At 73.6% G+C, this 10,904-nt stretch carries 9 protein-coding genes and 1 pseudogene; 2 read left to right on the top strand and 8 right to left on the bottom strand.

Annotation, left to right across the window (positions count from 1 at the left end):
- Window positions 1–241: 241 nt before the first annotated feature.
- Window positions 242–1,126 carry a prohibitin family protein gene (locus ACFV4F_RS23220; RefSeq protein ID WP_380505108.1) on the top strand — a complete coding sequence of 295 codons (885 nt, stop codon included), beginning with the start codon at window positions 242–244 and terminating at the stop codon, window positions 1,124–1,126.
- A gap of 92 nt (window positions 1,127–1,218) precedes the next feature.
- Here ACFV4F_RS23220 and ACFV4F_RS23215 read toward each other — a convergent pair whose 3' ends face one another.
- The 4 genes and pseudogenes from ACFV4F_RS23215 to ACFV4F_RS23200 all read right to left on the bottom strand — a co-directional run bounded on the left by ACFV4F_RS23215 (window position 1,219) and on the right by ACFV4F_RS23200 (window position 4,693).
- Entirely contained in the window at window positions 1,219–2,217 is a 999-nt protein-coding gene (locus ACFV4F_RS23215; RefSeq protein ID WP_380505105.1) for a hypothetical protein, read from the bottom strand.
- Between the two features lie 120 nt (window positions 2,218–2,337).
- The gene (locus tag ACFV4F_RS23210; RefSeq protein WP_380505145.1) at window positions 2,338–2,808 is read right to left on the bottom strand and encodes a cupin domain-containing protein; all 471 of its coding nucleotides are present in this window, start codon (window positions 2,806–2,808) and stop codon (window positions 2,338–2,340) included.
- A 78-nt stretch (window positions 2,809–2,886) separates the two neighbouring features.
- A pseudogene (locus ACFV4F_RS23205) lies at window positions 2,887–3,954 on the bottom strand (serine hydrolase domain-containing protein); the annotation flags it as partial.
- A gap of 76 nt (window positions 3,955–4,030) precedes the next feature.
- The gene (locus ACFV4F_RS23200) at window positions 4,031–4,693 is read right to left on the bottom strand and encodes a DUF4097 family beta strand repeat-containing protein (RefSeq protein ID WP_380505102.1); all 663 of its coding nucleotides are present in this window, start codon (window positions 4,691–4,693) and stop codon (window positions 4,031–4,033) included.
- A 262-nt stretch (window positions 4,694–4,955) separates the two neighbouring features.
- Between ACFV4F_RS23200 and ACFV4F_RS23195 the strand changes: the two genes are divergently transcribed.
- Complete coding sequence (locus ACFV4F_RS23195) at window positions 4,956–5,693, top strand: helix-turn-helix domain-containing protein (protein ID WP_380438503.1); 738 nt, start codon at window positions 4,956–4,958, stop codon at window positions 5,691–5,693.
- A gap of 57 nt (window positions 5,694–5,750) precedes the next feature.
- Here the strand turns inward: ACFV4F_RS23195 and def are convergent, their stop codons facing one another.
- The 4 genes from def to ACFV4F_RS23175 all read right to left on the bottom strand — a co-directional run bounded on the left by def (window position 5,751) and on the right by ACFV4F_RS23175 (window position 10,557).
- A complete protein-coding gene (gene def / locus ACFV4F_RS23190) occupies window positions 5,751–6,404 on the bottom strand; it encodes a peptide deformylase (RefSeq protein WP_380438501.1) in 654 nt (217 codons plus the stop codon).
- 27 nt (window positions 6,405–6,431) lie between these two features.
- Window positions 6,432–7,424, bottom strand: a complete 993-nt coding sequence (locus ACFV4F_RS23185; protein ID WP_380438499.1) for a tetratricopeptide repeat protein — start codon at window positions 7,422–7,424, stop codon at window positions 6,432–6,434.
- A gap of 326 nt (window positions 7,425–7,750) precedes the next feature.
- Entirely contained in the window at window positions 7,751–9,121 is a 1,371-nt protein-coding gene (locus ACFV4F_RS23180) for an HD-GYP domain-containing protein (protein ID WP_380505099.1), read from the bottom strand.
- A complete protein-coding gene (locus ACFV4F_RS23175) occupies window positions 9,118–10,557 on the bottom strand; it encodes an HD-GYP domain-containing protein (RefSeq protein WP_380438495.1) in 1,440 nt (479 codons plus the stop codon). Before ACFV4F_RS23175 ends, ACFV4F_RS23180 begins: the two co-directional genes overlap by 4 nt.
- Window positions 10,558–10,904: the final 347 nt, after the last annotated feature.

Genomic DNA, 10,904 nt, shown 5'->3' with positions numbered 1-10,904 from the left:
CTGTCTCCGGCCCCCCCTGTTATATACGGTTTGTTGGGGGGGGGCTGCTATTTTTTTTTACACCACCCTGTTTCAACCCCCCCGCCCGCGCGGGGGCCCCGCCGGCGAAGAGTCACCGCCGTCATCGAACCAACGTGCGGCATCGATCGTATGAACAGCATCTGAAGCGACTTCAGGATGTCGACGGGCCTCCTAGGCTGCGGCCGTCCGTCTTGATCACTCCAGCCCGGGGGACCCCACCATGCTCATCCTGTCCCTGCTGTTCCTGGCCGTCGGCACCGGCCTGCTCATACTGCGGTGGCGCAAGATCGGCTCCTGGCCGGTCACCCTCGGCGGCGTCCTCGCCGGGGCGCTCGGGCTGCTCCTGGGGCTCACGACCTTCGTGCACGTGGTCGGGCCGACGGACGTCGCGGTGCCCACCAGCCTCGGCAAGGTCGGCCGCACCTGGCAGCCCGGGCTCCACTTCAAGTCGCCGCTGACCGATGTGACGACCTTCTCGACCCGCCCCTCCGATCTCAACCTGACCGGTGACTCCACCGTCGAAGTCCACTCCTCCGAGGGCGGGGTGCTGTACGCCGACATCACGGTGAAGTGGTCGATCGACCCCGAGCACACCGTCGAGCTGTTCAAGCTGGCCGGCAGCGCCGACGCCGTCCAGCAGCGCCTGGTCTACCCGGACAGCCGGGAGATCGTGCGCAACGTCTTCGCCCGCCACACCAGCGTCGAGGGCTACAGCTCGCAGCGGGAGGCGATCAGCGCCGAGATCGACAAGCTGATCACCGACCGGCTCGCCCCGCGCGGCATCCTCGTCAACGGCGTCAACCTGCGCAACGTCCGGCCGAACGACGCCCTGCAGAAGGCGATCGACCAGAAGATCCAGCAGGACCAGGCCACCGCCCAGGCACAGGCCGCCGTGCTCACGGCCAAGGCCGAGGCCGAGAAGCGCAAGATCGAGGCCGACAGCACCGCCGCCGCCAACGCCGCGATCGCCAACTCGCTCACCGACAAGATCCTGCTGAGCCAGTGCATCGAGGCCTTCAAGGCCGCCGCCGAGAAGAACCCCGTCTACGCCAGCCCCTGCGGCACCAACGGCACGCCGGTCATCGTGGACGGCACCAAACGCTGAGCCCGGCCCACAAGGCGAACGCCTCCGCCCGGCGGGCTCACGCACGACGGCGCAGGAAGTCGGTGTCGCCGACTTCCTGCGCGCGGGGTTCGTCAGCCGTGGTCTTCCCACTCCGCTTCGCAGAACCGGGCCTCGCTGATCACGGTGTCCCCGGCCCGGACGGCCCGGACGTACAGGCCGAGCCCGTCCAGTTCGAGGTCTTCGCCGCAGCCGACGACCACGTCGATCCCGCGGTCTTCGAGGTGCCGGACCAGGGCCGCCTCAAGAGTGGATACCGTCCTGCCGATCAGCCGGATGCCCTCGAACTCGACCTGCGGCCCGGTGCGGCCGAGCACGGTCACGGCGGCCAGCGTGGGGACGCCCTTCAGGTACGAGTAGTGGGTGGTCACACCGGCCTCCTCGAACCGTTCCCCGTCCAGGCGCCACTCGCCGGCCCCGATCTTCGGCGCGCGATGCTGTCCCCGGCGGGTCGTCGGCTCCTCGCCGTGCAGTGCGGCCGCCACCTGCTCCGGACGCATCCCGAACCGAAGCGGCCCGACCCCCACCAGCGGCGTCCAGTCCCAGCGGGGCCGGTCCTCCTCCGCCGCCACCGGCCAGGCCCCGGGGTTCTTCTCCCAGTCGCGGACATCGCGCCACCGGATGACCGGCTCGGTCCCGTACGGATCGTCGGCCGGCCCGGGGCCGACCAGCAGGGCCTCGGTGAGCATCGCGTCCTTCTGCTCCCGCGCGGCGCCCATCGACAGCCCCCAGGCCGCCACCTCGGGATCCCCGCTCCAGTTCACCCTCACCGACTCCCCATCTCGGCGGGCGAGTTCATGAACATCCGCACGCACCTCGGACGGCACCCGGGCGATCAGCCCGACGTCCCCCAGCCGCACCAGCGGTCCGGTCAGCGCGTCCACCGCCACGGCGGCCAAGCGCTCGTCCACCCCGTAGATCGCGGTCACGCCCACGTCCCGGTACCGCTGCCAGGACAGCCTGCCCGCCCAGCTCCGCGAAGCGGAGACGGCCGCCCCGCCCAGAACCGTCCGGACCTCGCCGGGACTCATCCCGAACAGCAGCGGCCCGACCCCCACCAGCGGTCGGAGCACCCACCGCGCCCGTTCCCCGTCGGGCTTCCTGCTCCACCACATCTCCGGCACCCCTCCACGACCGTTCCGAGCGATCTCGCCGGTCACCCTAGGGGAACCGTCCGACGAACCGATCCGCGATCAGGCCGATGCGTCCAGGGCCGCGCGCCAGACCGGGCTGTCGACGTAGTGGTTGTCGAACCGCTCCGCCGACTCGGCGATCTCCTTCGGGTCGGCCTCGCCGCGCATGACCCGGCCGAGCAGGCGCAGGTAGTCGAACCGGCCCATGCCGGGGGTGAAGACGAACAGGACGTCCGCCTCGCAGCCGGGCGCCGCGGCGAAGGCGTGCGGGGTGTGCGGCGGCACGGCCAGGAAGTCACCGGCGTCGAGCACCGTGATCTCCTCGCCCACCAGCACCCTGAGGGAGCCGCTGATGACGAAGAACAGCTCGGTCGCCTTGGTGTGGACGTGCGCGGGAGCCCCGACGGCGCCTTCCGCGAACGTGGAACGGTAACTGGTGAAGCCGTCGGCCGTCCCGTCCGAGTCGGCGAACAACCTCATCACGGAACTCGGATCGGCACAGGTCTCGGCGTCGGCGTGACGGGTCAGCACCGGCTCGAACGGCGCGGCCGGCGCGGCAGGTTCGTGAGCCGCCTCGGCCGCCTCGGCCGCCTCGGCCTGCCCACTGCCGAACACCTCCTTGACGAGCCGCTGCTGCGCCTTCTGGAAGGCCTCGGCCGTGGCGACGAAGTCGAGTTCGGCGTCCCCGCAGGTGAGGGAGGCGGTCAGGGTCCTGCTGCCGTCGGGCGAGCTGTACATCAGCGCGCCCCAGCCCCAGAAGCCGCCGTTGTGGTGGAAGACGGTCCCGCCGTCCGTCTCCTCCACGAACAGCCCCAGGCCGTAGCCGAGTTTGGGGTGCGGCGTGCGCATCTCGGCCAGCAGGGGGGCCGGCAGGAGCTTGCCGCCCATCAGCGCGGAGAAGAAGGTGTGGAGGTCCTCGGTGGTCGAGATCATGTCGCCGGCGGCGGAGATCCAGGAGACGTCGAAGCGGGTGACGTCGACGACCTTCCACTGGCCGGCGTCCTCGTACCGGTAGTAGCCGTGGGCGTGCGGCTCGGGGATCTCCGGCGAGGCGTCCGGCACCAGGGTGCCGGACAGGCCGAGCGGCTCCAGGATCAGCCGCCGCATCTCCTCGGCGAAGGGGCGGCCGGTCACGGCCTCGACCAGCAGCCTGGCCAGGACGTAGTTGGTGTTGGAGTAGCTCCAGTCCGTTCCCGGCTCGAACCGGGCCGGCTTGGACAGCGCCAGCCGGACCAACTCCTCGGGCTGGTAGGTGTGGAACTGGTTGTCCACGTACTCCTGGCCCTGCCAGGGGATGCCCGGCGCGACCGTCCCGTCCTCGTAGTACTCGCCGGTGTAGTTGAACAGCCCGCTGGTGTGCTGCAGGAGCATGCGCACCGTGATCCGCCGGTCCAGCCCGAAGCCGGTCAGGTGGTCGTCCGCCGGGCCGTCCAACTCGATCAGGCCCTCGGCGACCAGTCGCAGCACCAAGGTCGCGGTGAAGGTCTTGGTGGTGCTGCCGATCCGGAACCGCCCGTCGACCGGCGGCTTCTCGCTCTCGCCCAGCTCGCGTACTCCCGCGCTGCCGACCCATTCGCCGCGGTCGTCGTTCACGCGCAGCTGCATGCCTGCGAAGCCGGTAGCGACGATCTCCTCGATGGTCTTCTGCAGCTCGGGGCCGGTGAGGGAGAGGGACATGGTGTGCTCCTTGTAGGACGTGTGGGTGGGTGTTGCCGGGTCAGGTGGTGCGCGGTGCCGTTCCGCAGGGCGCGGGTCAGAGGCTGCGCGCGGTGATGTCGCCGTAGGAGGTGGTGGCGCGGATGTCGAGGCCGGCGGTGCCGTCGTTCTTGAGGGCGTTGCTGATGCGGCCGTGGCCGGTGCCGGCGTCCAGGGCGGCCGACACACCCGCGGCGGCGTCGACCGTGATGTCGCCGGACTGGGTGCCGAGGCGGACGGTGCCGCCCGTGGCCTCCGCGATCCGGATGTCGCCCCGCGCGGTGCTGATCTCCGCGGGCCCGCCCAGCCGGCCGACCTCGACGTCGCCGTCGACCGCGATGAGCCGCAGGCTCGCGGCCTCGTCCAGCTTGATCCGGCGGTAGGCGCCCTCGAAGGAGACGTCGCCGAGGCGGCCGACGGTCCGGAGTTCGGCGGCGGCGGCCTTGGCCTCGACGCGGGAACCGGCGGGCAGCTTGACGGTCACGTCGACGGATCCGGAGGGACCGACGTACTGGGACTTCACCGGGTTCTCGATCCGCAGGACCCCGTCGGCGTACGCGACCGTGGTCTGCTCCGCCGCCTTCACGTCGCGGCCCTTCGCGGCGTTCGCGGGCAGGATCTCGACCGCGGTGTCGGCCCGGTCCGCGGCGATGAACAGGACGCGTCCCCCGGGGATGTCCAGGACGGCGCAGATCGGGGCGGTGGTGTCGAACGTGTGCATCGTGCTCTCCCTGGTGTGTGGGGCCTGCTGCTTTCCGAACGCTGGAAACACTACGTTGCTTTCCATATTTCGACAACGAAATCTTTGCCTTGGGGTAGCATTTAGGCAGGTCAGAGCAGGGAAATCATTGCAACGCCCTCTCGCTTAACGCAACGTCAGAAGAGTCGCGCGTTGCAATGCACTGACGGTGAACGCTATGGTGACAGCGTCAGGGAACGCCGAGCAGCGCCCGGGGAGCACCCGCGGCACGAAAGGGGTCGTGATGCCGGGAGGCAGGCTCACCCAGCAGGAGCGCCAGCAGATCGCGGTCGGGCTGGCCGACGACCTCGCCTACGCCGAGATCGCCCGCCGTCTCGACCGTCCGACCTCCACGATCACGCGCGAGGTGATGCGCAACGGCGGCGCCGCCGGCTACCGCGCCGACCTGGCCCAGCGCGCCACCCAGCAGCGCACCCGCTCGCGCGGACAGGCCGCGGTCCAGGTGCCGCAGGCGGCCCCGCAGCCCTACGGACGCGACGCCGGGGCCGTGCGCGACTACGAGGAGGCCCTCACCACCGTCTTCGCGACCTCGGGCCTGCCCAGGATGATGGCCCGGGTGCTCGGCTGCCTCTACACCACCGACACCGGCAGCATGACCGCCGCCGAACTCGCCCGGCACCTCCAGGTCAGCCCGGCGTCCGTCTCCAAGGCGATCACGTTCCTCGAAGGCCTGGAGCTCGTCCGCAGGGAACGCGACCAGCGCCGCCGCGAGCGCTACGTCGTCGACGCGGACCTCTGGTACCGGTCGATGATCCGCAGCGCCCGGTCCAACGACCGGTTCATCGAGACCGCGCGCCAGGGCGTCGGCGTCCTCGGCCGCGGCACCCCGGCCGCCGCCCGCCTCGAAAACGCGGCCCGCTTCCTCGACTTCGTCAGCGAAGGGCTCCTCCGCGCCGCCGAGCAGGGCCGCGAGGTCCTCCACACCGGCCCCGGGCCGGCCCCGGACGGCACCGCCCCGTGAGAAACACCGCTGCCCCGCACGGAAGGTCCGTGCGGGGCAGCGGTGTTGGAGGGGTGCTTACGCGTTCGGCACGGTCGCGTAGCGCGCGGTGCCCTCGGCCATCTGGCGCAGGGCGTCCTTGCGGTCCCGCTTCGACAGCCTGTCGATGTAGAGGAACCCGTACAGGTGGTCCGTCTCGTGCTGCAGGCAGCGGGCGAAGAAGCCGGTGCCCTCGACGCGGATCGGGTTGCCGTCCTTGTCGACGCCGGTCACCGTGGCGAAGTCCGGGCGCGGCAGCTCGGCGTACGCGGTCGGCACCGACAGGCAGCCCTCGTTGCCGTCGTCCAGCACGCGCTTGCGGTCGGCCGGGTACTCCTCCAGCACCGGGTTGATCACGTGGCCGATGTGGCGCACGCCCTCGTCGTCCGGGCAGTCGTAGACGAAGACCTTCAGGTCCACGCCGATCTGGTTGGCCGCGAGGCCCACGCCCTCGGCCGCGTACATCGACTGGAACATGTCGTCGATCAGGGCCGCCAGCTCGCCGTCGAACGCGGTCACGTCCTTGACCTCGCGGTGCAGGACCGGGTTGCCGACCACGGTGATCGGACGCGCGGTGCCCTTGGTGAGGTCGGGCTCCTCGCCGATCACCTTGACGGGTGCCTCGGGCGCGGCCCCCTCCACGTCGTGCTCGTGCTCGTGGTCGTGCTGCTCCGCCATGTCTTCCGCTTCCATAGGTCTACGCGTACCTCACCAGGGTACTCAGCAGACCTCTTCGAGATCCCGGTAAGCCCGGCTTCCGGGGGCCGCCGCGACCCAGCGGTCCAGCAGCGCGCGCACCAGGTGCGCGGGGGCGGCGATCCCGCACTCGCGCTCCACCAGCCACGACATCCCGGCGGCGCCGCCCTGGCTCAGGTGGCTCAGGTGGCCGGGGTGCGACGCGTCGCCGTCGTCGTGCGGGTCGTGGTGGGCGGTGTGGCCGTCGTCCGAGGCCATCCGGCTCTCCGAGCAGGCCCGGCACAGCAGCCGCACCGAGGACGTCCAGTCCTCCGCGGCGTAGCCCGCGTCCGCGACCATCCGCTCAAGCGCGTCCCGGTCGCCCGCCGTGGCCGCCTGGAGCAGCACGACGTAGGTCGGCACCGGGGACGGCGCCCACAGCTCGATCTCGTCGAACACCGGGTAGGCGATCCCGTCCGTGACCCGCTCGCCGTGCGGGGCGCCGTCGTGCAGCACCACCTCGCCCCAGCGGCGGCCGGAGGACGGCAGCGGGATGGACAGCACCTCGATGCGGGCCGGGTCCAGCCGCCGGCCCCACACCACCTCGGACTCGCCGTCCGGGGACAGCCGCACCGGCGTCGTCCCGAGGTCCAGGGCGACCGGGCCGTCCTGCTGCGCGCCCGGGCCGCCCGGCAGCCTCAGCCCGTACGCCTGCCAGGCGCGGCGGGCCAGCGGCCAGTCCTGGAGGGCGGTCGCGGTGATGCCGAGGTTCCACCAGTCGGGGGCGCCCTGTTCGCGGTCCAGCAGCGCGACGGCCCGCAGGCCGGCCGAACGGGCCTGCTCCCAGTCCCGGCGGAACTTGTGCAGCAGGGCGAGGTTGAACCAGGAGTCGGAGAGCCACGGCTCCAGGTCGGCGGCCATCACGAGCAGCGCGCCGGCGTCCTCGTAGCGGCCGTCGCCGATCAGCGTGAAGGCCCGGTCGGTCGTCTGCCGCCAGGTGGCGGACGGCCGGTGCCGTGCCCGGTGGAAGATCCTCACGTTCGTCCCTGCCGTCGTCGTCCGCTCAAGTCCCGTACCGCCGCTCCCGCGCCCCGAGTTCGTGAAAACGATGGCGCGATTTCCGGGATGCGGGCCCGGTGCCCCGGGTCGGTGTTCCACGCTACGACCGCATCCAACCACGCCCGCCCCCGGGCGCGCTCCCCACCGCCGGGGTCGGGGACGCCCCTACCCAGCCTGCCCGCCCCGCCGCCGCACCTCAACCCCGGGGCGCGGAGCCCGCACCGGGGCCGCGCTCCGCTTCCGGCCGCCCCCGCCGTACCGGGGGTGCGCCGGGTGTCCGCCCCCCGGTCGCGGGCGGCGGGCGGTCAGCCCCTGGCCTGGCCCCCGACCCTGGCCAGGGCGTCGACGACCCGGGCGTCGTACACCCGTCCGCGGCCCAGGCGCAGGACCTCCAGCGCCTCCAGGTGCCCGACCGCCTCGCCGACGCCGCGCCCCCGGGCGGCCGTCAGCAGGTCGTCGTGGGCGTTGGCCACCCGGATGATGCGGGCCGCGAGCGGCACCGAGCCGTCGCCGCCGGCCGGTCCCGGGTAGGGGTCGGCCAGCCGGGCTACCTGCTCGGCCACCTGCCGGGGCACGCCGGTGCGGCTGATCACCTCGCTGCCGAGGCGGGCGATGCGCTGCTGCTCGGCGCAGGGCAGCAGGGCGGTGGCGCCGTCGGGCACCGGCTCGACCAGCGACAGCTGGCCGACGTCGTGCATCAGCGCCGCGTACTCCAGCAGGGCGAGTTCGCGGGTGCCGAGCCCCAGGTCGCGGCCGAGGGCACAGGCCGTGTCGGCGACCCGCCGGGCGTGCCCGTGCGGGGTGTAGCCGGCCACCTCGGTGGCGCGGGCCAGGCTGGCGATGGTCTGCCCGGTGGTGGCCCGGACGGCCGCGGCGCGACGGAACGACACCTGGGCGAGCAGCAGCGGGGCGCAGAACAGCGGCAGCGCCCACAGCCCGACCTCGCCGGCCGCCAGGCTGACCAGCATCCCGGTGGCGACGATCGCCGAGCCGATGCCGAACAGCGCGTGCAGCTCGTCCTCCAGCGCGGCCGAGAACCGCAGCCCGGTCCTCGGGCCGGCCTTCGGGCCCGGGCCGCGGGTCCAGTCGCGGCGCAGCAGGGCCGCGAGGGTGGCGTCGCAGAGGGCGGCGAGCGCGGCGACGGCGGTCAGGAACACACCGTAGGCGGGGCCGTCGGGCGAGAAGCGGTCGACCAGGCCGCTGTTGTAGAGCGGCTGGAAGACGGCGGCGGCGAACCCGACGCCGAGCAGCCGGCGGGCGGCGCTGTCGCGCCGGACGGGGTCGGCCCAGGGCGGGCGCCGGTGCGGACGCCCGGGGTGGGGCAGGGCGAGCCCGGGCAGCCAGGCGAGCAGCAGGCCGACGCCGGTGACGGCGACCACCTGCAGCGTGCCGTGCGCGGTCGGCAGCCCGCGCAGCGGCCCGAGCAGCGCGTACGCCAGCGCGCCGGCCGCGCCGATGGGCGCCTGCTCGCGATCGCCCGGAAGGGTGATCCGCACGCACTCGCCGAGCGCGATCAGCCCGGTGAAGGCGAGCGCGACCCGGGGCTGCTCGACCCCGCGCGCCGCGACCGCCACGAGCGCGGCGGCCAGCAGCCCGGCCGCCGCCACCCGCACCGTGTGCGCCGCCCACCGGCCGTCCCGCGGCCGGGCCCGCTCCCGTGGGCGCGGCCCGCTCACGGCTGCCCGGCCGAGGGGACGCTCCCGCCCCGGGCGGGCACCCGGCCCGGGGCGGCCCGGACGGGCTCCGGCACGCCGAGCGGGATGTCCGGGACGGCCCGCAGGCACTCCCCGGTCGGGGCGGGCAGCACCGGCTGCCAGTCGTGGACGGCGAGCGCGCCGATCAGCGCGCGGACCATCACCGGGTCGAACTGGCTGCCCGAGCACCGTTCCAGCTCGGCGACGGCCTCGGCCACCGGCCGCCCGCGGCGGTAGGAGCGGGTGGAGGTCATCGAGTCGAACGCGTCGGCGACCGAGATGATCCGGGCGAACTCGGGGATCTGCTCGCCGGCCAGCCCGCTGGGGTAGCCGCGCCCGTCCATCCGCTCGTGGTGGTGCAGGATCCCGGCGTGCGCCTCGCCGAGGAAGGCGATGCCGCGCACCAGCTCGTACCCGTACACCGGGTGGACCTCGACGGCCCGGCGCTCGGCGTCGGTGAGGGGACCGTTTCTGCGGAGCAGCTCGGTGGCCACGCCGAGCTTGCCGACGTCGTGCAGGATCGCGGCGAAGCGCAGGGTGCGCAGCCGCTCGGCCTCCATGCCGAGCTGACCGGCGATCAGGACGGCGGCCCGGCCCACCCGCTCGCTGTGCCCGCGGGTGTAGGCGTCCTTGATCTCGACGGCCTGCACGAGCGCCTGGACGGTCGCCTGGTGGGCGTCGCGCTCGCGGTGCCCCTGGGCGAACACCCACGCCGAGATCGACAGCGGCAGCAGCGCGAGCAGCGCCGCGAACGCGCCGTACGGGCCCTGCCACAGGACGGCGACCATGAGCCCGCCGGCGGCGTGGACCAGGACCGGCAGCCCGCACACCGTGCACGCCCCGCGCAGCAGGACGTCGGCCCGGCTCCCCTCGCTGAGCATCAGCATGACGCCCACCAGGACGCCGTTGACCAGGCAGAACGCGACGAGGGCGGCGAGGCCGGGCAGCAGGGCGGCCGGGAAGCGGGAGCCGAGGAGCAGTTGCGGGCCGCGCAGCAGGTGGAAGGCGACGGCGCCGGCGAAGGCGCTCAGCGCGAGCTGGGAGCCGTTCCACAGCTGCCGCTGCCGGTAGTGGCGCCCGCCCGGGCCGCCGAGCAGCGCCGCCGGCACGGCGACGAACGCGGCGGCGGCCGGCGGGAGCATCAGCACGCCGGCGAACAGCACCGGGAAGAACGCGTTCACCCCGGGCCGCACGGGCGCCCGCTCGGCCGGCACCGGGCGGCGCAGCAGCCGGCGCACCAGCCGCTGGCAGGGGGTGGGCAGGCCCTGGGCGAGCGACTCCCAGCAGCCGTGGAGGAAGCCGAGCAGCCCGACCTTGGGCCAGTCGACCGGGGAGCCGAGCCAGCGCGGCACCCCGGGCAGCGCCACGGTGGGCAGCAGCGGCAGCAGGCAGCAGAGCGCCGCCACCGGAACGGCCACGAGGTAGCGCGTCGCGCCCTCCGGCAGGGCCGCCCCTCCACTGTCGCTAGCGATCTCGACCTCCCTGCCGTCCTGGCCCGCTCTCCGCGCTCAGCGCGCCGGGCGGACCGGCGGTGAGTGTCCGTCAGGAGGATAGGCCGCGCATCGGGCGCGGGGACGCATGATCGCGCAATGCCGCAGTTGGCACACCGCCAACTCACTCGAACGAGTGAGGGGCGCATGCAAGCAGAACGGGAGCGGGGGCGCGGGGGGCCCCCCCCCCCCCCGCCGCGCCCCCCCGCCCGCGCCCCCCCCCCCCCCCCCCCCCCCGCGCCCCCCCGGGGCACACCCCCGGCGCCCCCCCCCCC

Origin of the sequence: Kitasatospora sp. NPDC059722 (assembly GCF_042733235.1) — a bacterium.
In the GTDB taxonomy this organism is placed as follows: Bacteria; Actinomycetota; Actinomycetes; order Streptomycetales; family Streptomycetaceae; genus Kitasatospora.
Note: the sequence above shows the minus strand (reverse complement) of the source record. Positions and strands in the feature narration are given on the sequence as shown.